Genomic DNA, 23,195 nt, shown 5'->3' on the forward strand with positions numbered 1-23,195 from the left:
CACCAGCGCCGATTTGGTGCGCCTTCACCGGGGTTTACCCGCTCACGCCATGCTGTATGCGAGTGAAGTCATGCGGGGCGTGCCCGCACTGTGAAAAGACGTATCACTCCTCGCGCTGGCCGTTGAGCCGGCGGAGTTCACGCAGCTTTTCTGCGATGCGGATCTCGAGTCCGCGTTCGACAGGCTGATAGAAGACCTGCCCCTCGAGACCTTCTGGCAAGTAGCGCTCGCCGGCGGCAAATCCGCCCTCCTCGTCGTGCGCATAGCGGTAGCCCTTGCCGTAGTCGAGGTCCTTCATGAGCTTGGTCGGTGCGTTGCGCAGGTGCATCGGCACGGGGCGCGTGCTGTCTTGCTTGATGAGGGCGCGCACTGCGTTGTAGGCGGTGTAGACGGCGTTCGACTTGGGAGCGATGGCCAGGTAGACGACGCACTCGGCCAGCGCAAGTTCGCCCTCGGGTGTGCCCAGCCGTTCATAGACCTCGGCCGCATCCAGCGCCAGGCGTAGCGCGCGTGGATCGGCCAGGCCGATGTCTTCGCTGGCCATGCGCACCAGCCGGCGCGCCATATAGCGCGGGTCGGCGCCGCCGTCGAGCATGCGCACGAACCAGTAGAGCGCAGCGTCGGGGTCGCTGCCGCGCACGGATTTGTGCAAGGCGCTGATGGTGTCGTAGAACTGCTCGCCGCCTTTGTCGTAGCGCCGCATGCGCTCGCCGAGCACGCGCAAGAGCCATTCGTCGGTGATGTTGCCGAGCTTCTCGGCTTTGGCCGCAACGGCCAGCGTTTCGAGGGTGTTGAGCAGACGCCGCGCGTCGCCGTCGGCATAGGCGACGAGCCGGTCGATCGCCGTGCCTTCGATGGCGGGCACGGCCTGGATCGACTGCGCCTTGGCCACGATCTGTTTCAGGTCGGCCTCGGTGAGCGGCTGCAGCACGTACACCGCTGCGCGCGAAAGCAAGGCCGAGTTGACCTCGAACGAAGGGTTCTCGGTGGTGGCGCCTATGAAAGTGAACAGCCCCGATTCCACATGCGGGAGGAACGCGTCTTGCTGGCTCTTGTTGAACCGGTGCACTTCATCGACGAAAACGATGGTGCGCCGCTGTTCCAGGCCATCCCGCGCAGCCGTGGCGCGCTCGACCGCCTCGCGGATGTCCTTTACGCCACCGAGCACCGCGCTGATGCTGAGAAACTGCGCATCGAAGGCATCGGCCATCAGACGCGCAATGGTCGTCTTTCCCGTGCCGGGCGGCCCCCAGAGAATGCACGAATGCGGCTGGCCCGACTCGAAGGCGATGCGCAGCGGCATGCCCGGGCCCAGCAGGTGCTGCTGACCGATCACCTCGCCTAGCGTCTTCGGACGCAGGCGTTCGGCAAGGGGTTGATGCGAACTGGTGGCCAAGCCTGCCTGTAAAAGTTGAAGTTGCTGCTATTGCTTGATGACGTCGGCTCCGGCGGGCGCCTTGAAGTCGAACACGTTGGCAGGAAGCGCCGGATTCACTTCGACCTTGCTGAACTTGAGCACCGAGCGTTGGCCGAAGCTGTCGAGAATTTCGAGCGCCGCCAGCGCGTCGCCCTGGAAGCCGACTTGCACGTTCTGCAATTGGCCGTCCTTGCTCTTGGGCGTGGCCTTGACCCACTGCAAGCCATCGCGCTCGGGCGCGGCCTCGAGCGTGAAGTCGGCCTGCAGCGCGCGTAGGTCAGGTGCCGCGGCAATCAGCGCGGCCGGGGTCGAGCCCAACGCCTGCGACTGGGCACGCTGCGTCACCTGGTTCAGGTCGGCGTCGTAAAGCCAGAGCGTCTTGCCGTCGGCCACGATGCTCTGGGCAAACGGCTTCTGATAGTCGAACTTGAATTTGCCCGGACGCTGGAACTCGAAAGTGCCGTTCGATGTCTTGGTGCGGCCCGGCTGCCCTTCACGCGGCGGCGCGGTCACTGTCTGGGTGAATTCGGCACGGCCCGACTTGACCGTTTTCACGAAGGTTTCGAGGCTTTCGAGACCGCCGGCCCAAGCGTTGGCCGTTGAGAGAATAGATGAGAGAAGGCCGATCAACAGCCAGTGGCGAATTTTCATTTGGAACTCCTCGGCAAGCGATGCCGTCGACATGACCATACCCCGCGGCGCGTTGCGCCATGTGCCGGGCTTGATGAAGTTTTGCAACGCTAGCGCAGCTTTTGCAACCGGCTTGTCAGCGCGTAACTTCTAGGACGGCGGGTTTTGGCCGTTTATTCGGCGCGCGCCGGCACGAGAATTTCGCGCTGGCCGCTGCCGCTCATGGCACTGACGAGGCCTGCCTTCTCCATGTCCTCGACCAGCCGCGCGGCGCGGTTGTAGCCGATCTTCAGGTGGCGCTGCACGAGCGAGATGCTGGCCTTGCGGTTCTTGAGCACCACCTCCACTGCCTGATCGTACATGGGGTCTTTCTCGGCGTCGCCGCCCTCGCCCAGCATGTCGCCGTCGCCGTCGACCGTGCCGCCTTCGAGGACGCCTTCGATGTAGTCGGGCTGGCCCTGGCTCTTGAGGTAGGCCACCACGCGGTGCACTTCCTCATCGCTCACGAAGGCGCCGTGCACGCGAATGGGCAAGCCGGTGCCGCTGGGCATGTAGAGCATGTCGCCCATGCCAAGCAGTGCTTCGGCGCCCATCTGGTCGAGGATGGTGCGGCTGTCGATCTTGCTCGACACCTGGAACGCAATGCGGGTCGGAATGTTGGCCTTGATAAGGCCGGTGATCACGTCGACGCTGGGCCGCTGCGTAGCAAGAATGAGGTGGATGCCTGCGGCGCGCGCCTTCTGCGCGAGACGGGCAATGAGTTCTTCGATCTTCTTGCCGACCACCATCATCAGGTCGGCCAGCTCGTCGATCACCACCACGATGTGCGGCTCGCGCTTGAGCGGCTCGGGATCGTCGGGCGTGAGGCTGAAGGGGTTGTAGATGAACTCTTCGCGCGCCTTGGCTTCGTCGATCTTGGTGTTGTAGCCGGCCAGGTTGCGCACGCCCAGCTTGCTCATGAGCTTGTAGCGGCGTTCCATCTCGGCCACGCACCAGTTGAGGCCGTGCGCGGCCTGGCGCATGTCGGTGACCACGGGCGCCAGCAGGTGCGGAATGCCTTCGTAGACCGACATTTCGAGCATCTTCGGGTCGATCATGAGCAGGCGGACGTCGCGTGCCTCGGCCTTGTAGAGCAGCGAAAGAATCATCGCGTTGATACCGACCGACTTGCCCGAACCGGTGGTACCGGCCACCAGCACGTGCGGCATCTTCGCAAGGTCGGCCACCACGGGGTTGCCGATGATGTCCTTGCCCAGGCCCATCGTGAGGAACGATTTGCCCTCGTTGTAAACCTGCGAACCGAGAATTTCGCTGAGCTTGATCGACTGGCGCTTGGCGTTCGGCAACTCGAGCGCCATGTAGTTCTTGCCCGGAATGGTTTCGACCACCCGGATCGACACCAGAGAGAGCGAACGCGCAAGATCCTTTGCCAGGCCGACGATCTGCGACCCCTTGACGCCGGTGGCGGGCTCGATTTCGTAGCGCGTGATCACTGGGCCCGGCGAGGCAAGCACCACGCGCACCTCGACGCCGAAGTCCTTGAGCTTTTTCTCGATCATGCGCGAGGTCATCTCGAGCGTATCGGGCGACACCGTTTCCTGGCGCACCTGGGCGGCATCGAGCAGGTCGACCTGTGGCAGCTTGCTGTCGGGCAGTTCCTTGAAGAGGGGCTTCTGGCGCTCCTTGACGACGCGATCGCTCTTGGGCACCTCGGTCATCGCGGGCTCGATCTGCACCGGCGGCGACGGAGCCCGGCGCCTGGGGCGCGGGTCGATGCGCAACTCTTCGTCGCCGTCTGCGCCCATCGGCTCGCTGCCGCCGTCCGCTCCGTGCGAGAACTGCGGCTCCTCGGCCTCGGCGCGCTCGCGAGCGGCCTGTTTGCCAAGAGCGATGTCCGCCGCCATCTCGCGCTTTTCGCGGCGCGACTCGAACAGCGAATAGGCCCGCGCGCCAATGCGCTCGGCAATCTGCGTCCACGAGAAGCGGAACACCAGCGCCGAGCCGATCACGCCGGCGGCGATGGCCACCAGCGCCGAGCCTGTGAAACCCATCCAGCGCACGCTCGATGGCCCGACGAGGTAGCCGAGCGCCCCGCCACCGGAGCCCGGCAGATGGGACTCGAGCCGGTACAGGCGCGACCACTCGAGGACGGCGCTCGCGCACAGCAGCAGCACGAGCCCGAACCAGAACGCGAGGCGGCTGCGGTTGAAGCGGCCGCGCACGGGCTGCTCGGCCGGTGCGGGCTCGCCGCCGCGCAGCCAGTTGGCAAGCGACGAGAGCCAGGCGCGCAGCCCCGCCGCGAGGCACCACCACACTGAATAGCCCGCCAGGAAGTAGCTGCCGTCGGCCAGCCAGGCGCCGATGCGGCCGCCCCAGTTCTTTATTTCGCCGCCAGTGCCGGAGGTGGACCAAGCCGCATCCGAAGGCGTGAAGCTCAACATGGCCAGCAACCAGAACAACAGCCCCGCAAACCCCGCGATCAGCGTGATCTCGTGGGCAAAGCGCATGGCGCGCACGCGCACCGGCTGCCCCTCGGCGGCGGAAGAAGATTGAAGCGTATTGAGCGAATAGGTCATGAAAAACACAGCACCCAGCCTTCGAAGCGGCGGCTGGAGGCCTGAACACTACAACAAAAGACGGCCGCCAGAAGCACCCGCCCCACGGCTCAAGTCAGAGACAAGAGCCTTTCCTTGACGAGCATGGAGCCGTCGTCCTGGGTCTGGACGAATCCGCGCTCCTCGAGATCCTTCATCACGCGGCTCACCATCTCGCGCGAAGCACCCACCATTTTCGCAAGATCCTGGCGCGATATCTTGTCGCGCACCTTGAGATTGCCAGCACCGTCTTCCAACGCAAACTCGAGCAGCGAGCGCGCCACGCGGCCATAGACATCCATCAACGCCAGAGACTCGATCTTGCGGTCCGCGTGGCGCAGGCGCTGCACGAGCCCACGCATGATGTTGTAGGCCATGGAGGAATTTTCAGGCAGGCACCGTGCGAACGCGTCGCGGCCCAGCATGAGAACGTCGCACTGGACTTCAGTGCGCACCGTGGCCGAATGCGGCTCGTCGTCGATCAGGCTCATCTCGCCGATGTAGTCGCCCGTGTGCAGCGTGGCAAGGATCACCTCGCGTCCGCGGGTGTCGGCGCTGGTGACGCGCGCCCGTCCGGTAAGAATGATGTACAGCGCATTGGACTTCTTGCCTTGCTCGACAATGACCTCCGCTCGCTTGAAACGCTTTTTGATGATCGCATCCGCAATGCTTGCGGATTGCGAGGATGTCAGCGAAGCAAACAGCGGAACGCGCCGCAACAGATCAAGATTGGACAGCATCGACATTTATCAATCCCTGATACCGCACGTGCAAGTCCTCCCCATCTTTGGTTTTTCGATGGATTACTACAATCGCGCGCATTGAAAACACCGTGCACCCGGCGTTGAACCGGGCGGTGATACTCCATATATATCGGCTACCACCCTGAAAATGTACACGCTGACGCAGCGCAATTACTAGGCCTTCCAATCATGTCCGCACCCCAACACGCCAAGGTTTTGATCCTCGGCTCCGGCCCTGCCGGCTATACAGCTGCTGTTTATGCGGCACGCGCAAATCTGAAACCTTTGCTCATCACCGGCATTGCCCAAGGCGGCCAATTGATGACCACCACAGAAGTTGACAATTGGCCGGCCGACGTTCACGGCGTCCAAGGCCCAGAGTTGATGCAACGCTTTCTCGAACACGCCGAGCGTTTCAAGACGCAAATCGTTTTCGACCACATCAGCAAGGTCGACCTCGGGAAGCGCCCTTTCACCCTGACCGGTGACAGCGGCACCTACACCTGCGATTCGCTGATCATTGCCACCGGCGCTTCCGCCAAATACCTGGGCCTCGACTCGGAACAGAAGTTCATGGGCCGCGGCGTTTCGGCCTGCGCAACCTGCGACGGCTTCTTCTACCGCGAGCAAGAGGTGTGCGTGATCGGCGGCGGCAATACGGCCGTCGAGGAAGCGCTGTACCTCGCCAACATCGCCAACAAGGTCACGCTGGTCCATCGCCGCGACAAGTTCCGCGCCGAGCCGATCCTGATCGACAAGCTCAACGAGAAGGTTGCCGAAGGCAAGATCGTGCTGAAGCTCCACAAGGAACTCGACCAGGTGCTGGGCGACGACACGGGCGTGACGGGCATCCGCATCAAGAGCACGCAGAACGGCGAGACCGAGCAGATCGACCTCAAGGGTTGCTTCATCGCCATCGGCCACCACCCCAACACCGACATCTTCCAGGGGCAACTGGAGATGAAGGACAACTACATCCTGACCCGCTCGGGCCTGCAGGGCTTCGCAACGATGACCAGCATTCCAGGCGTCTTTGCCGCCGGCGACGTGCAGGACAACGTGTACCGCCAAGCCATCACGAGCGCCGGCACCGGCTGCATGGCCGCACTGGACGCCCAGCGCTTCCTCGAGCAGGACGGCACGCTCTAGACCGGGCTGCGGCCAAAAGGGCTATAATCCAAGGCTTTGCCGAAACAGCACCACTCCCCGTGGGTTCGGCAAGCCGGGGTACCGCCACCCGTTTCTGGCGAGGTCAAGCTGCAAAACACCTGCAATCTCCACGGTTGCGCCGGTGCCAGCTGTTCAAGAAAGAGTGTCCTCATGGCACGCGTATGCGACGTAACGGGCAAAGGCCCGATGGTCGGAAACAACGTTTCCCACGCCAACAACAAAACCAAGCGCCGGTTCCTGCCGAACCTGCAATATCGCCGTTTCTGGGTCGAGACTGAAAACCGCTGGGTTCGCCTGCGTGTTTCGAGCGCTGCACTGCGCCTGATCGACAAGAACGGCATCGACGCCGTGCTCGCAGACCTGCGCGCACGCGGCCAAGCTTAAGGAGCTGAATCATGGCAACGAGCAAAGGCGGACGCGAAAAGATCAAGCTGGAATCCACCGCGGGTACCGGCCACTTCTACACGACCAGCAAGAACAAGAAGACGATGCCTGAAAAGATGTCGATCATGAAGTTCGACCCCAAGGCACGCAAGCACGTCGAATACAAGGAAATCAAGCTGAAGTAATTCAGCACTGGTTTACCAAAGCAAAAAACCCCGCCGGGCTTGCCCCTGCGGGGTTTTTTGTTGCCTGCCGATCCCTGATCCCGCTTTCCCCTCCTGCTGATTCTTTTAATTGCTTCTGCCCGTCGACTCCTCCAAACAGGAAAGAGACAGGCGTAAAAAAGCCGGCACACCGGCCGGCTTTTCAGGGGGGAGCGGCGAGGGCGCTGCCTATCAGGCCCGTGCTGCGCGCAAGCGGGTCGAGAATTCGCGCAGGCCGGCAATTCCACTCGCTTCGGCACGGTGGCACCAGGCCGCCAGGTCGGCCGCCAGTTGCTCGCGCGACTGCGAGGTGTTGAGCCACAGCTGGCGCAGCTCTTCGCGCATTGTGACCATTTTGTCGATGACCGGATGGGCGGCACGCGCCTGCACGAGGTGGGTGCGGGCCGACGCCGGCACCTTGTCGTCGTCGCGATGCAGCCAGTTCTTGGCCGCCTTGAGCACCGAGATGTCGCCGCCCTTGGTCTTGAGCGCAACCAGTTCAGCCTTGGTGACACGGCGCATTTCGCGCGCATAGCCGGCCATGACTTCGTAGCGGTTGGCAATGACGGCCTCGAGCGTCTTCTCGTTGGCCACGGGCTGGATGTCGCCCATCTGCATCTTCGGCGGCACCTTCTTGACCTTGGCCCAGCCGATCTTCTGCATCATCTGGATATAGACCCAGCCGATGTCGAATTCGTACTTCTTGACCGAGAACTTGGCCGACGTGGGATACGTGTGGTGATTGTTGTGCAGCTCTTCGCCGCCGATGATCAGGCCCCAGGGCGAGACATTGCGGCTGGCGTCCTGCGCCTCGAAATTGCGGTAGCCCCAGTAGTGGCCAATGCCATTGATGATGCCGGCCGCCGTGATGGGGATCCAGAGCATCTGGACGGCCCAGACCGTGAGGCCAAGTGCGCCGAACAGCGCCAGGTTGATGACCAGCATCAGGCCGACGCCTTGCCAGCTGTAGCGGGTGTACAGGTTGCGTTCAAGCCAGTCATCGGGCGTGCCGTGGCCGTAGCGCTCCATCGTTTCCTTGTTCTTCGACTCGGCGCGATACAACTCGGCGCCGCGCCACAGGACTTCGTCGATGCCCTTGACCTGCGGGCTGTGCGGGTCGTCTACGGTTTCGCACTTGGCGTGGTGCTTACGGTGAATGGCCACCCATTCCTTGGTGACCATGCCGGTGCCCAGCCACAGCCAGAAACGGAAGAAATGCGAGGGGATCGGCCCCAGATCCATGGCGCGGTGCGTCTGCGTACGGTGCAGGAAGATAGTGACCGCGGCGATCGTGATGTGCGTGGTGACGAGCGTGTACAGCACGACTTGCCACCATGTGAGGTCCCACAAGCCGTGTCCGAGCCAGTCGATGGCCGCGCTCAAAACGGCAGAGTCAGGAATCAACATTGAATTAAGTGCTCCATGGCCACACGAAGGTGCAACCGTTCAGTTAACCTGCGATTTTAAGGGGGCCAGGCCAAAATGAGGCCTTTTGACCTTCCACAAAGCCGCAGATTTACCCTAGTTTGGAGTGCCGCGCCTATTTGCGGTTCCACACCGCCGCAAAGAAGCCGTCCGTCGCGTGGCGGTGCGGCCAGAGCCGCAGGTAGCGGCGGCCTTCCTCCCCTCCGGCGCAGAGCTTCTCGAAACCCTCCACCTTGAGGCCCTGCAGCAATTCGGCCGCGTCCTGCGGCACGAAGTCCGGGTTGGCGGCGCTGAAAGCCTCGGCAATGGCCTCGTTTTCTTCCGGCAGCACGCTGCACGTTGCATAAACCAGACGGCCGCCGGATTTCAACAGGCGTGCCGCGCTTTGCAGGATGGCGGTCTGCTTGACCGTCAGCTCCTCGACCGATTTGGGCGACTGGCGCCATTTCAGGTCCGGATTGCGCCGCAGCGTACCCAGGCCCGAACAAGGCGCGTCGACCAGAACACGGTCGATCTTGCCGGCGAGCCGCTTGATGCGATCGTCGCGCTCATGCGCAATGGCGGCCGGATGAACGTTCGAGAGCTTGCTGCGCGCAAGCCGCGGCTTGAGCGCATCGAGCCGGTGCGCCGAGGTGTCGAAGGCATAGAGTCGGCCGGTGTTGCGCATGGTGGCGCCAATCGCCAGCGTCTTGCCGCCCGCACCGGCGCAGAAATCGACCACCATTTCGCCGCGCTTGGCGTCCAGCAGCAGCGCGAGCAGTTGGGAGCCCTCGTCCTGCACCTCGACAGCGCCGCGCGCAAAAGCATCGAGCTTGGTCAGCGCCGGCTTGCCGTCGATTCGCAAGCCCCAGGGCGAAAACGGAGTTGCTTCAGATTTGATAGCAGCCTTCGCAAGCTCAGCCTTCACCTCTGCCCGCTTGTCGGTCAGGGCATTGACCCGCAGATCGAGCGGAGCGGGCTGCTGCAGGCTCTCGACCAACGGCCAAAAACCGTCGCCCAGCTGCGCCTTGAGCGGCGCGACCAGCCATTCGGGCAGGTTGTGGCGGTGGCGCTCCAGCAGGTCTTCTTGCTTGACGGCATCGCAGTTGTCGAGCCAGCGCTTTTCGGTGTCGTTAAGGGCGCTTTTCAAAAAATCGCGCGGGCCGTAAAAGCCCAAAATCGCCATGCGGCGCTCTTTCGAACCGGTGCCCGAGGGCGAGAGATGGTCGAACAGGAGCTTCTTGCGCAAGACGGTGTAAACGGTCTCGGCAAGCGTGGCTCGCTCGCGCGGACCGAACTCGCGGTGGTCGCGGAAAAAGCGCGAAACGACCTGGTCGGCCGGGTGATCGAATTTCAGGACAAGGCCGACCAGATCGGCGGTGGCCTCCAACAGGGCTTTGGGGTGCATGCCCCGATTGTCTCAGCCGGGCGGCCCCCTACGCCGTGCGCGTCCAGATCGTTCCAAAAGCCTGCCGCTCGATGTCCTCCAGCGTCGGCGAATAGCCGGCCCAGAGAACCAGCGCCGCACCCGGCAAGCTCAGGGTCTGCTCGAGCTGGCGGCAGAGCTGCCAGCGGTCGTCGTCGTCCATGCCCGGCAAGTCGACGAACACAATGTAGGCCCGGCGCCACGGAAACTCGCGCAAGGTCTTGCGCACCAGCCAGGCCCTGGAGATGGGGAGGCAGCGCGACAGGTCGGCCCGGAATTCGCCCAACTCGTGTTCGCTCAGGTCATGCCGGACGATCTGGCTGAAGAAAGGCGTTTCGGTGATCTCTTCCCAGGCCCGCGCCTCAGCTTCTTCCGCTTCCTTCAGTCGGCCGCGCCACAGCTTGAGAGCTTCCTCGTCGTGCGCTCCCGCATCGGGGTCCTCGAGCGCCGCTACCGCGTTTTTGGCGGCCCACCAGCGGCTGGCCGCGCTGCAACCATGCAAACGCTCGAGCACCGCGAGCCGCGCGTTCCGATCGCGCGGGGGCAGCATCTGGGCCACTCCCCGCAGGGCGCCGGGATGGTCGGGGGCGGTCCGCAGCACGCGTTCATAGCGATCGCGCACCGGCGCGGCCGGATCGAGCCGACGTTCGGAATCGGCCCACTCGACCATTTCGTCGGGCGTGTTGCGTTCGCCTTGTGCAGCGAGAAGCTCGATGCGTTCGCGAACGCGCGTCCGGTGCGCATGGTGCTGCTTCCAGTCGCTGGCGTGGGCGCGGCGCCATTGGTTGTCGAAATGCGCGATCCACTTCGCGCTGTCGGCAAGCATGCCCAGCGCCGGCTCGGTGGACCATGGCGGCACCACGGCTTTCTGGCCGAGCGCCTCGAGCCGGTCGCGCAGGACGGGGTGCGTGTCGTCCAGGTCGCTCACGCGGCGCATGGCTTCGCGCAGCGCCTGGCGCGCGAATTCGTTGCTGGGCGGCGTACCGGCAAGCGCCCTCAAGGCCTTGAAAGGACCGGGCGGCTGCGACTCGCGTTCGGCGCGCGCCCAATGCGAAGCCCAGAATTCATTGGCGTACCAGTTGCCCTTGATGGCTATTTCGGTCAACGCCGCCGCTGCGACGGGCGCGCCCAGGAGCCGTCCCGAAATGCGGTCGGCTTCATACTCGTCCTGCCGGGCAAGCGCGAAAGTCCGGGCCGCAAAGCGCGGAAAGTACCAACGGAAGAATGCCTGCGACACCAGCGCCATCGCACCTTCGTCGCGCTGCAGGCTCGCGTCCAGCTTGAGCCACGAGAGCCGCGTGCGGTAGATCCAGGCGCTCAGCTTGCCGTGGTTGCCGCGCAAATGCCCATACTCGTGGGCGAGCACCGACAGCAGCCGCCGCCGGTCCAGCATCATCAAAAGCGGCAGGCCGATGGAAAGGGAATTGACCGCCCCGCCGAACAGCCCGAAGCGCGGCACCTGCCGGATGCTGGCGTTGAACTCGTCGTCGATGTAGACGCGATGGACCTGCGGCCCCTTGATCTTCTTGCGTATGCGGTCGAGCGCCTCGAACAGCGCCGGCGCATCCTCGCGCGACAGCTCCTGCCCGTCGGGTTCGTCGAACCGCACCCAGAGTGCGCGCAGCGTGGCCCAGAGAAGGCCCAGGGCAAACAGCAGCAGCCATCCGCGCGAGAAACCGAAGCGCCCGCGCCCGGCCGACAATGCCACCCAGGCGATGATGCCGATCGACAAGGCCAGGCACGCCATCACCCAGAGGTAACCGAGCGCGGCAAACGCCGCCACGTTGCGCCGATAGCGCGCGCTGTCATCGGCGCTGGCATGCTCGCTCAGCCGGACAAGGTGAACAAAATCAGCGCGATCCATCCGACTTTCCTCCAACCCCGCCACACCGTGTGAAAGAACCAAGACCGTGAACGACGACGACCTGCCACCGGTGATAGAGACGCCTCCCGGCCGCTATCGCCATTACAAGGGCGGCGAGTACGAGGTGCTGGGCACCGTGCGCCACAGCGAGACGCTCGAACCTATGACGCTCTACCGCGCGCTTTATGGCGCGAAGGGGCTCTGGGTCCGCCCGGCCGCAATGTTCGGCGAAACGGTGGAGATCGAGGGAATTCGCCAACTGCGTTTCGCCCCGGTCCAGATCGCGTCGTAGCCTCAGCCGCAGCGAACGTCCGTCACCCGGCCGCGCGCATCCACGTCGAGGTTGAGGCGCCCGCCGTTGAGTTCCATCGTGACTGCTTCGCCGGGCTTCAGCGCCCGCACCGTGCCCGCCCCGGCGCGCACGCGGGCGGCGGCCTCGAGTTGCGGCGACAGCGGCTGTCCGACGGCGAAACGTGCGCCGTCGGCATTGCATTGGTACACCGGCTCGGGTGCCGCGGCGGATGCTGCGGGTGCAGCAGGGGTGGGTGCTGGGGCTGGCGCGGCGCAGGCCACCAGCAAGATGGCGCTGGCGACTACGGACAGTAGCGATTGGGTTTTCAATGAATGCTCCGAAAACCCGCGAATATAAACAAATTTAACGTATGTGACTTGATGTATCGGCAAGCCATTCGGCAATGGCGCGTGGATACAACTGATGCTCTTGCGCGAGCACCCGACTCGCGAGCGTGCTCGCCGTGTCGTCCGGCAGCACTGGCACCACCGCCTGAGCCAGGATCGGACCGTGGTCGAGTTCGGTGGTCACCTGGTGCACCGTGACTCCGGCCACCTTGCAGCCAGCATCGATCGCCCGCTGGTGCGTGTTCAGGCCCGGGAACGCGGGCAGCAGCGAAGGATGGATATTGACCAGGCGGCCCGAATAACGGCCGACAAAGGCTGGCGTCAGGATGCGCATGAAGCCCGCCAGCACCACCAGCGCGGGCGAATGCGCATCGACGGCCTTCGCCAGTGCCTCGTCGAAGGCCTCGCGGCTCGGAAAGTCCTTGTGCGGGACGACCGCGGTCGCGATGCCGTGCGACTGGGCAAGCGCAAGCCCGCCTGCTTCGGCCTTGTTGCTGACAACGGCGGCAATGCGCGCGCCGAAGCGCTCGGCCCAGCGGTCGCGCTCGGCGGCACGCACGATGGCCGCCATGTTGGAGCCGCCGCCGGAGATCAGGATCACGATGTTCTTCATGGGAGGCCGGGATTATCCGTGTCCCGGCCGGCACGTCCGAAAACGCCGGGGCTTGTCGCCGCGCGGACACCGTTCAACAGCACGACCGTGCTAAAACTCCGGACTCCGGAGACACACGCCATCGCTGCGATGGCGGCGGATCGATCAACACAGCGAGGCACGCATGGATTTGAGCTTCACGCCCGAAGAACAACAGTTCCGCGAAGAAATTCGCGCCTGGGTAAAGGACCACCTTCCCAAGGAGATTTCGCACAAGGTGCACAACGCGCTCGAACTGACGCGCGACGATATGCAAGGCTGGGCCAAGATCCTTGGCAAGAAGGGTTGGCTGGGCTACGGCTGGCCGAAGGAATTCGGCGGCCCCGGCTGGACCGCCATCCAGCGCCACCTGTTCGAGGAAGAAACCGCCCTGGCCGGGGCGCCGCGCATCATTCCGTTCGGCCCCGTGATGGTCGCCCCGGTGATCATGGCTTTCGGCAATGCCGAACAGCAGAAGCGCTTCCTCCCCGGCATCGCGAGCGGCGAAGTCTGGTGGAGTCAGGGCTACAGCGAACCGGGTTCGGGCTCCGACCTGGCGTCGGTCAAGACCAAGGCCGAGCGCAAAGGCGACAAGTACATCGTCAACGGCCAGAAGACCTGGACCACGCTGGGCCAATACGGCGACTGGATGTTCAACCTCGTGCGCACCAGCAACGAGGGCAAACCGCAGACCGGCATCAGCTTTTTGCTGCTCGACATGAAGTCGCCCGGCGTCACGGTGCGGCCCATCAAGCTGCTGGACGGCAGCCATGAAGTGAACGAGGTGTTCTTCGACAACGTCGAAGTGCCTGCCGAAAACCTGATCGGTGAAGAGAACAAGGGCTGGACCTACGCCAAGCACCTGCTCTCGCACGAGCGCACCAACATCGCCGACGTGAACCGCGCCAAGCGCGAACTCGAGCGCCTGAAGCGTATCGCCAAGAGCGAAGGCGTGTACGACGACCAGCGTTTCCGCGACGAGATCGCCAAGCTCGAAGTCGACATCGTTGCGCTCGAGATGATGGTGCTGCGCGTGCTCTCGGCCGCCACCTCGGGCAAGAACTCGCTCGACGTCGCGGGCCTGCTCAAGATCCGCGGCAGCGAAATCCAGCAGCGCTACAGCGAACTGATGATGCTTGCCGGCGGTGCCTATTCCCTGCCGCTCATCCGCGAAGCGATGGAAGCCGGCTGGCAAGGCGACTTTCCCGGCGGCAACCCGGCCCTTGCGCCGCTCGCGTCGACCTTCTTCAACATGCGCAAGACCACCATCTACGGCGGCTCGAACGAAGTGCAACGCAACATCGTTGCTCAAACCGTTCTCGGCTGAGGAGACAAGAACATGGATTTCAATTTTTCGGACGACCAGGAACAACTGCGCGACGCCGTTCGCAAGTGGGTCGACAAGGGCTATGACTTCGAACGCCGCCGCGGCATCGAAGCCAATGGCGGCTTCTCGCGCGAGGCTTGGGACGACTTGGCCGAGCTTGGCCTGGGCGGCCTCTACATCGCCGAAGAAGATGGCGGCCTGGGCATGGGCCCCGTGGCCGGCATGGTGGTGATGGAAGAACTGGGCCGCGGCATCGTGCTGGAGCCCTTCGCGCAGACGCTGATTGCCGGCGCCGTGCTGAGCGGCTACGCCGGCGAGGACATCAAGGACAACTGGCTGCCGCGCATCGCGGGCGGCCAAGCCATCGTGGTGCTGGCCTACCAGGAGCGCAAGGCGCGCTATCGGCTAGACCGGTGCGAAGCCAAGGCCGTGAAGACCGGTAATAGCTGGTCGCTGACCGGCGCCAAGAGCGTGGTGCCCGTGGGCGACGAAGCCGATGCCTACATCGTGCCCGCCAACGCCGACGGCAAGATCGCCCTCTTCCTCGTCGAGCGCAGCGCCAGCGGTGTCGAGGCCCGCGGCTACGGCACGCAAGACGGCAGCCGCGCGGCAGAGGTCGTGTTCGACAAGGCAGATGCCGCGCTGATCACCGCCGACGGACTGGCTGCACTCGAGTACGCAGTCGACGTCGGCATCGCTGCCACCTGTGCCGAGGCGGTTGGCGTCATGGACAAGACCGTGGCCCTCACGGTCGACTACATGAACCAACGCAAGCAATTCGGCGTAGTCATCTCCACCTTCCAGGCATTGCGCCATCGCGTGGCCGACATGAAGATGCAGCTCGAGCTCGCACGCTCTATGAGCTACTACGCCACGCTCAAGCTCAACGCACCGGCCGAGGAGCGACGTCAGGCCCTGTCGCGCGCCAAGTACCAGCTGGGCGTGTCGATGCGCTATGTCGCTGCCAACTCGGTACAGCTGCACGGCGGCATCGGCGTGACGGACGAATACATCGGCAGCCACTATTTCCGCAAGCTCACGCAGCTTGAGATGACCTTCGGCGACTCGCTGCACCACCTGGGCGAAGTGTCTGCCCGCATGCAGGACACCGCCGGCGTCTTCGCCTGACGATGTTTTTCCCATAGCATCCAACGCCCGCCCGCTTTGTGCCGGCGGGCGTTTTTACTTGGACTTTCAGCCAGGAACAAAACATGCCTTCACGCCGCACCCTTCTTGCCCTCGGGCTCGCCTCGACCGCCATGCTGACCGCCTGCGCCACAGCGCCCTCGCCTTCCTATAACGAGCGTCCGCCGATCGTTTTCATGCACGGCAACGGCGATTCGGCCGCGCTCTGGCAGACCATGATCTGGCGTTTCGAATCGAACGGCTGGCCGCGCAACCGGCTCTTTGCGGTCGACCAGCCCTATCCGCTGGCGCGCGACGACGACGCCGTGGCGCAGCCGGGCCGCAGCTCGACGACCGACTCGGCCGTCTTCCTGAAGGCGGAGGTAGACAAGGTGCTGAAGGCCACGGGCGCGAGCAAGGTGGTGCTGATCGGCAACTCGCGCGGTGGCAACACCATTCGCAACTACGTGCAGAACGGCGGCGGCGCGGACGTGGTGAGCCACGTGGTGCTGGGCGGCAATCCGGCGCACGGCATCTGGGTTGTGAAGGGCTTTCGCGAGAACAACGAGTTCTCGGGGCTTTCGGGTTTCATGCAGCAGCTCAATGCGCCCAAAGGTCCGAACGGCGAAGAGGTCACGCCGGGCGTCAAGTGGCTCACGCTGCGCTCCGACAACAACGACAAATATGCGCAGCCCGACGGGCTGTGGATCGGCGTGCCGGGCCAGCCGACGAACATCGGCTTTGATGGGCCAGCGCTCAAGGGAGCGACCAACGTCGTGCTGCCGCGCGTGGACCATCGCGAAACCTCGTTCTCCCCTGCGGCCTTCGCGGCGACATGGCAATTCCTGACGGGCGAGCCGCCGCGCAGCACGGCGATTGCGGCCGACGCGAACGTGGTGCTCGACGGCCGCGCGATCGGCGCCGAAAACCTGTCGCTGAATGGCGGACAGGTGACTGTCTATGCCGTCGACCCCGCCACGGGTGCACGGCGCGGCAATGCCGTGCACAACAAGAATGTCAGCGCGGATGGTCGATGGGGCCCTTTCAGCGCGCGCGGGGACACCGCCTACGAGTTCGTCTTGAGTGCTCCCAGCTATGGGACCACGCACATCTACCGCAGCTCGTTTCCGCGCAGCAGCGGTGTGGTGAACCTGCGCCCCGAGCGCCTCACGCCCGCCGATGCGAATGCCCAGGCTGTCGTCGTCTTCACGCGGCCCCGTGGATATTTCGATGCGCAGCGCGACACCATGCGCTTCGACGGACAGAGTCTTCCGGCCGGCGTGCCGCCCAAGGGTTCCGGCGTGTCGAGCTCCAGGCTGCGGGTTGCCGCGGCGGAGCCACAGCGCGCGGTGACCGGTGAATTCAACGGCGAGCGCATCACGGGCCTGACCTGGCCCGCCGGGCAGCAGCACGTGACGGTGCTGGAGCTGACTTACTGAGCGAGGCGGAGGATTGCGGCCATGAACGATGCGAACTCCCCTTTTGTACTGAAGGCGCGCGATGCGCGCGGCGTGGTCACGCTCACGCTCAACCGACCTGCCTCGTTCAACGCGCTCTCGGAGGGCATGCTCGACGCGCTCGAGCAAGCCATTGCAGAAATCGCGGCGGACGAGAACGTGCGCGCGGTCGTCATCGCGGCAGCGGGCAAGGCTTTCTGCGCGGGCCACGACCTGAAGGAAATGCGCGCGGAGCCTTCGCTCGGCTACTACCAGCGCCTCTTCGAACGCTGCGGCGCGATGATGCTGTCGATCCAGCGCCTTGCCGTGCCCGTGATTGCGCGCGTGCACGGCGTCGCGACGGCCGCGGGCTGCCAGCTGGTCGCGGTGTGCGACCTGGCGGTGGCCTCGAGCGAGGCACGCTTCGCGGTCAGCGGCGTGAACGTGGGGTTGTTCTGCGCCACGCCGAGCGTGACGCTGTCGCGCAACCTCGGGCGCAAGCAGGCTTTCGAAATGCTCGTGACCGGTGAGTTCATCAGTGCAGAGGAAGCCCGCGACAAGGGTTTGGTCAACCGGGTGGCCTCGCCTGCCGAGCTCGACGCCGAGGTCGAGGCACTGGTCGCCAGCATCGTTGCCAAGCCGCGCCAGGCGCTGGCGCTAGGCAAAGCTCTCTTCTACCGCCAGCTCGAAACCGGCATCGAAGCCGCGCTGGCCGACGCGAGCCAGACCATGGCCTGCAACATGATGGACGAGAGCGCGCTCGAGGGCGTTCAGGCGTTCATCGAAAAACGCCCACCCGACTGGAAGCGCTGAGCCCCCTAGGCTAGGTGTCGTGCAGCCGCGAGCTCTGCGGCAGGTGCGCCATCAAGAATTCCATCTGGTCCGCCAGGATGCGGCGGTTTCGCAAAATGAAATCTTCCCAGAGGCTGGGAACATAAGGCGCATACAGGAGCGGCATGTTCGCCTGCTCGGGCGTGCGGCTGCTCTTGCGGTGGTTGCAAGGCTTGCAGGCCGTGACCACGTTCATCCAGGTGTCGATGCCCTTCTGGGCAAACGGAATGATGTGCTCGCGCGTGAGCTCGTCTTCGTGGAAATGGCCGCCGCAGTAAGCGCAGACATTGCGGTCGCGCGCAAAGAGCTTGCTGTTGGTGAGCCCCGGGCGTTGCGTGAAAGGATTGATGCGCGGCACGCCCTTGGTGCCGATGATGCTGTTGATCGCGATCTGCGATTGCTCGCCCGTGATGGCGTTGTGGCCGCCACGGAACACAGCCACCTGCGCGCCCACCTCCCAGCGGACCTCGTCCGCTGCATAGTGGATGACCGCTTGTTCGAGCGATATCCATGACTGGGGCAGCCCTTGGGCCGACAGCTTCAAGACCTTCACCACACGCCTCCTCAAAAAGGGAAGAATCACGGAAAGACCAGGGACACGGAGCGCGCCGGAGACCACTTCAAGCAACGCACTGAGTCACAATATACCGGCTTTGTGACAAAACGGCCTGATTCGCCCAATTGACGGGCGCGAGGCGCTATCAAAAAGATACCCACCCATGCAGGTTTTCCGCGGCTTCCGGCACCCGGGCGTGGCTCCCGCCTGCGCCCTCACCATTGGCAATTTCGACGGCGTTCACCGTGGCCACCAGGCCATGCTGGCGCTGCTGCAGACCGAAGCGCGCCACCGCGGGTTGCCCAGTTGCGTGCTCACCTTCGAGCCGCACCCGCGCGACTATTTTGCCGCCGTCACCAAGAAACCCGACCTGGCGCCGGCGCGTATCGGCACGCTGCGCGACAAGCTGACCGAGCTCGCGGCCTGCGGCGTGGCCCAGACCATCGTGCTGCCCTTCGACGGCAGGCTGGCCTCCCAGTCGCCTGAGCAATTCATCCAGAACGTGCTGATCGAGGGGCTGGGCGCGCGCTACGTGCTGGTGGGCGACGACTTCCGCTTCGGCGCCAAACGGGCCGGCGACTACGCCATGCTCGACGCAGCTGGCGATGCGCACGGTTTCGACGTGGCGCGCATGAACAGCTACGAGGTCCATGGGCTGCGCGTTTCCAGCTCGGCCGTGCGCGACGCCCTGGCCGAAGGCCGCATGGCCGACGCCCAGCATCTGCTCGGCAGGCCCTACACGATCTCGGGCCACGTGGTCCATGGCCGCAAGCTCGGCCGCGCGCTGGGTGCCTCGGCCCCCGGCAAGGACGACGGGTTTCGCACTCTCAACATGCGCTTCAAGCACTGGAAGCCGGCCGCCAGCGGCATCTTCGCGGTGCTGGTGCACGGCCTGGCCGACCTGCCGCTGCCCGGCGTGGCCAACCTCGGCGTGCGCCCCTCGCTGGACGCCAACGACGTCAACGCGGGCCGGGTGCTGCTGGAGACGCATTGCCTGGAGTGGCCCTCGCATCTGGGAGCCGAAGGGGCCTACGGTAAAATCGTCCGCGTGGAACTCCTGCACAAACTGCACGACGAATTGCGCTACACCAGCCTCGAGGCCCTCACAGCGGGCATCTCGAAGGATGGGCGCGACGCGCGCGCGTTCTTTGCATCGACCCACGCCGAAACCCATCGCCAGACGACGCGGGATCGAATTTAGCCCTGCACGCACCGTGCTGCCGCCCTTCGACAAGCTCAGGGCGAACGGCTTTTCTTCCGCACCGACCGCTCAATGCAGTTCGGGCTGAGCCTGTCGAAGCCCCTCTGTTTCGCACCCCAACATGTCTGACGCTGCTTCCCCCACCGACTACCGTTCCACGCTGAACCTGCCCGACACCCCCTTCCCGATGCGCGGCGACCTGCCCAAGCGCGAACCGGGCTGGGTGAAGGAATGGAACGACGAAGGCCGCTACCACCGCCTTCGCGACGCCCGCCACGGCGCGCCCAAGTTCATCCTTCACGACGGCCCGCCGTACGCCAATGGGCAGATCCACATGGGTCACGCGGTGAACAAGATCCTGAAGGACATGATCACCAAGGCGCGCCAGCTCGAGGGCTACGACGCGCTTTACGTTCCGGGCTGGGACTGCCACGGCCTGCCGATCGAGAACGCCATCGAAAAGCAATACGGCCGCAACCTGAGCCGCGACGAGATGCAGGCCAAGAGCCGCGCCTACGCCACGGAGCAGATCGCGCAGCAGTTGCTCGACTTCCAGCGCCTTGGCGTGCTGGGCGAATGGGACCATCCCTACAAGACGATGGATTTTGCGAACGAAGCCGGCGAGCTGCGTGCCTTCAAGCGCGTGATCGAGCGCGGCTTCGTGTACCGCGGCCTGAAGCCGGTGTACTGGTGCTTCGACTGCGGCTCGTCGCTGGCCGAGTTCGAAATCGAATACGCCGACAAGAAGAGCCAGACCCTCGATGTGGCCTTCAAGGCGCACGAGCGCGAGAAGGTGCTCAAGGCCTTCGAGACCGACCATACGATCCTCGGCGACATCTTTGCCGTGATCTGGACCACTACCGCGTGGACCATCCCGGCCAACCAGGCGATCAACCTGAACCCGGAGATCGAGTACTCGCTGGTCGACACCGAGCGCGGCCTGCTCATCCTCGCCAACTCGCTGGTCGAGATGTGCATGACGCGCTATGCGCTCGACGGCAAGGTGCTGGCCACGGTCAAGGGCGAGAAGCTAGGGGGCCTGGAGTTCGAGCATCCGCTGTATGACGTGGATGCTGGCTACAAGCGCCTGTCGCCGGTCTACCTGGCCGACTACGCCACCGCCACCGACGGCACGGGCCTGGTCCACTCCTCGCCCGCCTACGGCGTGGACGACTTCAACTCCTGCATCGCGCACGGCGTGGCGTACGACGACATCCTGAATCCGGTGCAGGGCAACGGCAGCTATGCGCCCGACTTTCCGCTCTTCGGCGGGCAGAATATCTGGAAGGCGGTACCGGTCATCATCTCGGCGCTGCGCGATGCCAACCGCCTGCTCACCACCGAGACCATCACCCACAGCTACCCGCACTGCTGGCGCCACAAGACGCCGGTGATCTACCGCGCTGCCGCGCAGTGGTTCGTTCGCATGGACGAAGGCGAAGGCGTGTTCACCAAGGACAAGGCGCCCAAGTCGCTGCGCCAGACCGCGCTGGAAGCGATTGAGCAAACGAGCTTTTATCCGGAGAACGGCAAGGCGCGACTGCACGACATGATCGCCAACCGGCCCGACTGGTGCATCTCGCGCCAGCGCAGCTGGGGCGTGCCGATTCCGTTCTTCCTGCACAAGGATTCGGGCGAGCTGCATCCGCGCACGATGGAAATCCTCGACCAGGCCGCCGACATCGTCGAGAAGGGTGGCATCGAAGCCTGGAGCCGCGTCACGGCCGAGGAAATCCTGGGTGCCGAAGATGCGCCGCACTACACCAAGAGCACCGACATCCTCGAGGTGTGGTTCGACTCGGGCTCGACGTTCCAGCACGTGCTGCGCGGCACGCACCCCAACGTGCACCACGAGACGGGGCCTGAAGCCGACCTGTACCTCGAAGGCCACGACCAGCATCGGGGCTGGTTCCACTCGTCGCTCCTGATCGCCTGTGCGCTGGAAGACCGCGCGCCGTACCGGGGCCTGCTCACGCACGGCTTCACGGTGGATGCCAAGGGCATCAAGATGAGCAAGTCGCTCAAGAACGGCATTGACCCGCAGGAAATCAGCAGCAAGCTGGGCGCCGAGATCATCCGCCTCTGGGTGGCCGCAAGCGACTATTCGGGCGACATCGCGGGCGACGACAAGATCCTCGCGCGCGTGGTGGACTCGTACCGCCGTATCCGCAACACGCTGCGCTTTCTGCTTGCGAACACCAGTGACTTCGACATCGCGAAAGACGCGGTGCCGCTCGATCAGCTGTTCGAGATCGACCGCTATGCGCTCTCACGCGCTTCGCAGTTCCAGGCCGAGATCCTCGCGCACTACAAGGTGTACGAGTTCCATCCGGTGGTGGCCAAGCTGCAGATCTACTGCTCGGAAGACCTGGGCGGGTTCTATCTCGACATCCTGAAGGACCGCCTCTACACCACGGCACCGGGCTCGCCCGCGCGCCGCAGCGCGCAGACGGCGCTCTGGCACATCTCGCAAGCCATGCTGCGCTGGATGGCACCGTTCCTCAGCTTCACGGCCGAAGAGGCGTGGAAGTTCGTGAGCACGGGCAAGCCGGGCGAGTCGATCTTCGCAGAGACGTACAGCGAATTCGCGGCGCCCGACGAAGCGCTGCTCGCCAAGTGGAGCCGCATCCGCGAGATCCGTGACGTGGTGAACAAGGACATCGAAGCGGTGCGCGCAGAAGGCAAGGTGGGCTCGTCGCTGCAAGCAACCCTGCAGCTCAGCGCGCCCGCCGACGACTTCGCGCTGCTCGGGTCGCTGGGCGATGACCTGAAGTTCGTCTTCATCACGTCTGCCATCGAACTGGCAGCGGCCGAAGCCTTGTCCACTGTGGTAACGCCAAGCTCGGCGCAGAAATGCGATCGCTGCTGGCACTACCGCGACGACGTGGGCCACGACGCGGCGCATCCGACGATCTGCGGCCGCTGCACGAGCAACCTGTTCGGCGCCGGCGAGCCTCGGAGTTTTGCCTGATGGCGGCGGCACGCACCATGTCGGCCTCGCGTTCGCGCAGCGGCAGCATCTGGCCCTGGCTCGGGCTGGCTGCGATCATCCTGATCATCGACCAGTTCACCAAGACGCTGATCCTGGGCTACTACAAGCTCGGTGACGCGACCTACGTGACGAGCTTCTTCAACGTGGTCCGCGCGCACAACACGGGCGCCGCGTTCTCGTTCCTGGCCGACCATTCGGGATGGCAGCGCTGGCTCTTCACGGCCATTGGCGTGGCAGCTGCGGTGTTCATTGTGTGGATGCTGAAGTCGCACGCGGGGCAGAAGCTGTTCTCGTTCTCAATGGCCTGCATCCTGGGCGGCGCGATCGGCAACGTGATTGACCGGATGATGCACGGGTATGTCGTGGACTTCTTGAGCTTCCACGCGGGGAACTGGTACTTCCCGGCATTCAATGCGGCGGACAGCGCGATCACGCTGGGTGCGATCTGCTTGATCCTGGACGAGATCCGGCGGGTTCGCCGGGGGAAGTAACGCGCCCGGTGCGGGCTGGTTGAGGCGTTAAGGCCGTCGGCCCTCACCCCCGCCCTCTCCCAGAGGGAGAGGGAGCAAGACAAACGCGAGGGTTTTTCCCGGCTTTCATCGCCTGTCATAGCGGGGTCATA

21 protein-coding genes are annotated in these 23,195 nt (G+C 64.4%); 11 read left to right on the forward strand and 10 right to left on the reverse strand.

What is annotated here, in order from left to right:
* Positions 1-103: 103 nt before the first annotated feature.
* From J2X92_RS12215 to J2X92_RS12230, 4 genes are all read right to left on the reverse strand, one after another.
* A complete protein-coding gene (locus J2X92_RS12215; RefSeq protein WP_307576009.1) occupies positions 104-1,396 on the reverse strand; it encodes a replication-associated recombination protein A in 1,293 nt (430 codons plus the stop codon).
* 27 nt (positions 1,397-1,423) lie between these two features.
* A complete protein-coding gene (gene lolA, locus J2X92_RS12220; protein ID WP_307576011.1) occupies positions 1,424-2,068 on the reverse strand; it encodes an outer membrane lipoprotein chaperone LolA in 645 nt (214 codons plus the stop codon).
* A gap of 152 nt (positions 2,069-2,220) precedes the next feature.
* Entirely contained in the window at positions 2,221-4,623 is a 2,403-nt protein-coding gene (locus J2X92_RS12225; RefSeq protein ID WP_307576013.1) for a DNA translocase FtsK, read from the reverse strand.
* 89 nt (positions 4,624-4,712) lie between these two features.
* Positions 4,713-5,387: a Crp/Fnr family transcriptional regulator gene (locus J2X92_RS12230; RefSeq protein WP_307576015.1), complete on the reverse strand. Its 675-nt coding sequence runs from the start codon at positions 5,385-5,387 to the stop codon at positions 4,713-4,715.
* A gap of 186 nt (positions 5,388-5,573) precedes the next feature.
* Between J2X92_RS12230 and trxB the strand changes: the two genes are divergently transcribed.
* The 3 genes from trxB (at position 5,574) to rpmG (ending at position 7,123) form a co-directional block, all read left to right on the forward strand.
* Positions 5,574-6,533 (forward strand): thioredoxin-disulfide reductase, encoded by a 960-nt coding sequence (gene trxB, locus J2X92_RS12235; protein ID WP_307576017.1) that lies wholly within the window; start codon positions 5,574-5,576, stop codon positions 6,531-6,533.
* A 171-nt stretch (positions 6,534-6,704) separates the two neighbouring features.
* Positions 6,705-6,938 carry a 50S ribosomal protein L28 gene (gene rpmB, locus J2X92_RS12240; RefSeq protein WP_007830293.1) on the forward strand — a complete coding sequence of 78 codons (234 nt, stop codon included), beginning with the start codon at positions 6,705-6,707 and terminating at the stop codon, positions 6,936-6,938.
* An 11-nt stretch (positions 6,939-6,949) separates the two neighbouring features.
* Positions 6,950-7,123 carry a 50S ribosomal protein L33 gene (gene rpmG, locus J2X92_RS12245; protein ID WP_007830291.1) on the forward strand — a complete coding sequence of 58 codons (174 nt, stop codon included), beginning with the start codon at positions 6,950-6,952 and terminating at the stop codon, positions 7,121-7,123.
* A 210-nt stretch (positions 7,124-7,333) separates the two neighbouring features.
* Here the strand turns inward: rpmG and J2X92_RS12250 are convergent, their stop codons facing one another.
* The 3 genes from J2X92_RS12250 to J2X92_RS12260 form a co-directional block, all read right to left on the reverse strand.
* The gene (locus J2X92_RS12250; protein WP_307576019.1) at positions 7,334-8,548 is read right to left on the reverse strand and encodes a DesA family fatty acid desaturase; all 1,215 of its coding nucleotides are present in this window, start codon (positions 8,546-8,548) and stop codon (positions 7,334-7,336) included.
* Between the two features lie 133 nt (positions 8,549-8,681).
* Complete coding sequence (locus J2X92_RS12255; protein ID WP_307576021.1) at positions 8,682-9,953, reverse strand: RsmB/NOP family class I SAM-dependent RNA methyltransferase; 1,272 nt, start codon at positions 9,951-9,953, stop codon at positions 8,682-8,684.
* A gap of 28 nt (positions 9,954-9,981) precedes the next feature.
* Complete coding sequence (locus tag J2X92_RS12260) at positions 9,982-11,835, reverse strand: M48 family metallopeptidase (protein WP_307576023.1); 1,854 nt, start codon at positions 11,833-11,835, stop codon at positions 9,982-9,984.
* 46 nt (positions 11,836-11,881) lie between these two features.
* On the opposite strand from J2X92_RS12260, the gene J2X92_RS12265 reads away from it, so the two are divergent.
* Positions 11,882-12,127, forward strand: coding sequence for a DUF1653 domain-containing protein (locus tag J2X92_RS12265; protein WP_307576024.1), 246 nt, complete (start codon positions 11,882-11,884; stop codon positions 12,125-12,127).
* Positions 12,128-12,129: 2 nt separating this feature from the next.
* On the opposite strand, the gene J2X92_RS12270 is transcribed toward J2X92_RS12265, so the two are convergent.
* Together J2X92_RS12270 and purN are read right to left on the reverse strand one after the other, a co-directional pair.
* Positions 12,130-12,456 (reverse strand): I78 family peptidase inhibitor, encoded by a 327-nt coding sequence (locus J2X92_RS12270; RefSeq protein ID WP_307576025.1) that lies wholly within the window; start codon positions 12,454-12,456, stop codon positions 12,130-12,132.
* Between the two features lie 34 nt (positions 12,457-12,490).
* Positions 12,491-13,087: a phosphoribosylglycinamide formyltransferase gene (gene purN, locus J2X92_RS12275; protein WP_307576027.1), complete on the reverse strand. Its 597-nt coding sequence runs from the start codon at positions 13,085-13,087 to the stop codon at positions 12,491-12,493.
* A 163-nt stretch (positions 13,088-13,250) separates the two neighbouring features.
* On the opposite strand from purN, the gene J2X92_RS12280 reads away from it, so the two are divergent.
* The 4 genes from J2X92_RS12280 (at position 13,251) to J2X92_RS12295 (ending at position 17,806) form a co-directional block, all read left to right on the forward strand.
* A complete protein-coding gene (locus J2X92_RS12280; protein WP_307576028.1) occupies positions 13,251-14,432 on the forward strand; it encodes an acyl-CoA dehydrogenase family protein in 1,182 nt (393 codons plus the stop codon).
* A 12-nt stretch (positions 14,433-14,444) separates the two neighbouring features.
* On the forward strand, positions 14,445-15,560 hold the full coding sequence (locus J2X92_RS12285) for an acyl-CoA dehydrogenase family protein (protein ID WP_307576030.1): 1,116 nt from the start codon (positions 14,445-14,447) through the stop codon (positions 15,558-15,560).
* An 83-nt stretch (positions 15,561-15,643) separates the two neighbouring features.
* Positions 15,644-16,996, forward strand: a complete 1,353-nt coding sequence (locus tag J2X92_RS12290; protein WP_307576031.1) for an alpha/beta fold hydrolase — start codon at positions 15,644-15,646, stop codon at positions 16,994-16,996.
* A 21-nt stretch (positions 16,997-17,017) separates the two neighbouring features.
* The gene (locus tag J2X92_RS12295) at positions 17,018-17,806 is read left to right on the forward strand and encodes an enoyl-CoA hydratase (RefSeq protein ID WP_307576032.1); all 789 of its coding nucleotides are present in this window, start codon (positions 17,018-17,020) and stop codon (positions 17,804-17,806) included.
* A 10-nt stretch (positions 17,807-17,816) separates the two neighbouring features.
* On the opposite strand, the gene J2X92_RS12300 is transcribed toward J2X92_RS12295, so the two are convergent.
* Positions 17,817-18,377 (reverse strand): HNH endonuclease, encoded by a 561-nt coding sequence (locus J2X92_RS12300; protein ID WP_258504542.1) that lies wholly within the window; start codon positions 18,375-18,377, stop codon positions 17,817-17,819.
* 166 nt (positions 18,378-18,543) lie between these two features.
* On the opposite strand from J2X92_RS12300, the gene J2X92_RS12305 reads away from it, so the two are divergent.
* From J2X92_RS12305 to lspA, 3 genes are all read left to right on the forward strand, one after another.
* Entirely contained in the window at positions 18,544-19,581 is a 1,038-nt protein-coding gene (locus J2X92_RS12305) for a bifunctional riboflavin kinase/FAD synthetase (protein ID WP_307576033.1), read from the forward strand.
* A 121-nt stretch (positions 19,582-19,702) separates the two neighbouring features.
* Positions 19,703-22,552: an isoleucine--tRNA ligase gene (gene ileS, locus J2X92_RS12310; RefSeq protein WP_307576034.1), complete on the forward strand. Its 2,850-nt coding sequence runs from the start codon at positions 19,703-19,705 to the stop codon at positions 22,550-22,552.
* A complete protein-coding gene (gene lspA / locus J2X92_RS12315) occupies positions 22,552-23,064 on the forward strand; it encodes a signal peptidase II (protein ID WP_307576036.1) in 513 nt (170 codons plus the stop codon). Before ileS ends, lspA begins: the two co-directional genes overlap by 1 nt.
* Positions 23,065-23,195 lie beyond the last annotated feature (131 nt).

The sequence above is a fragment of the Variovorax paradoxus genome, assembly GCF_030811855.1.
Taxonomy (GTDB): Bacteria; Pseudomonadota; Gammaproteobacteria; order Burkholderiales; family Burkholderiaceae_C; genus Variovorax; species Variovorax paradoxus_L.

Bases quoted from the DNA above. Each gene is read 5' to 3' on its own strand.
- lolA (WP_307576011.1), bottom strand. From the start codon at position 2,068: ATGAAAATTCGCCACTGGCTGTTGATCGGCCTTCTCTCATCTATTCTC.
- J2X92_RS12225 (WP_307576013.1), bottom strand. From the start codon at position 4,623: ATGACCTATTCGCTCAATACGCTTCAATCTTCTTCCGCCGCCGAGGGG.
- J2X92_RS12230 (WP_307576015.1), bottom strand. From the start codon at position 5,387: ATGTCGATGCTGTCCAATCTTGATCTGTTGCGGCGCGTTCCGCTGTTT.
- trxB (WP_307576017.1), top strand. From the start codon at position 5,574: ATGTCCGCACCCCAACACGCCAAGGTTTTGATCCTCGGCTCCGGCCCT.
- rpmB (WP_007830293.1), top strand. From the start codon at position 6,705: ATGGCACGCGTATGCGACGTAACGGGCAAAGGCCCGATGGTCGGAAAC.
- rpmG (WP_007830291.1), top strand. From the start codon at position 6,950: ATGGCAACGAGCAAAGGCGGACGCGAAAAGATCAAGCTGGAATCCACC.
- J2X92_RS12250 (WP_307576019.1), bottom strand. From the start codon at position 8,548: ATGTTGATTCCTGACTCTGCCGTTTTGAGCGCGGCCATCGACTGGCTC.
- J2X92_RS12255 (WP_307576021.1), bottom strand. From the start codon at position 9,953: ATGCACCCCAAAGCCCTGTTGGAGGCCACCGCCGATCTGGTCGGCCTT.
- J2X92_RS12260 (WP_307576023.1), bottom strand. From the start codon at position 11,835: ATGGATCGCGCTGATTTTGTTCACCTTGTCCGGCTGAGCGAGCATGCC.
- purN (WP_307576027.1), bottom strand. From the start codon at position 13,087: ATGAAGAACATCGTGATCCTGATCTCCGGCGGCGGCTCCAACATGGCG.
- J2X92_RS12280 (WP_307576028.1), top strand. From the start codon at position 13,251: ATGGATTTGAGCTTCACGCCCGAAGAACAACAGTTCCGCGAAGAAATT.
- J2X92_RS12285 (WP_307576030.1), top strand. From the start codon at position 14,445: ATGGATTTCAATTTTTCGGACGACCAGGAACAACTGCGCGACGCCGTT.
- J2X92_RS12290 (WP_307576031.1), top strand. From the start codon at position 15,644: ATGCCTTCACGCCGCACCCTTCTTGCCCTCGGGCTCGCCTCGACCGCC.
- J2X92_RS12295 (WP_307576032.1), top strand. From the start codon at position 17,018: ATGAACGATGCGAACTCCCCTTTTGTACTGAAGGCGCGCGATGCGCGC.
- J2X92_RS12305 (WP_307576033.1), top strand. From the start codon at position 18,544: ATGCAGGTTTTCCGCGGCTTCCGGCACCCGGGCGTGGCTCCCGCCTGC.
- ileS (WP_307576034.1), top strand. From the start codon at position 19,703: ATGTCTGACGCTGCTTCCCCCACCGACTACCGTTCCACGCTGAACCTG.
- lspA (WP_307576036.1), top strand. From the start codon at position 22,552: ATGGCGGCGGCACGCACCATGTCGGCCTCGCGTTCGCGCAGCGGCAGC.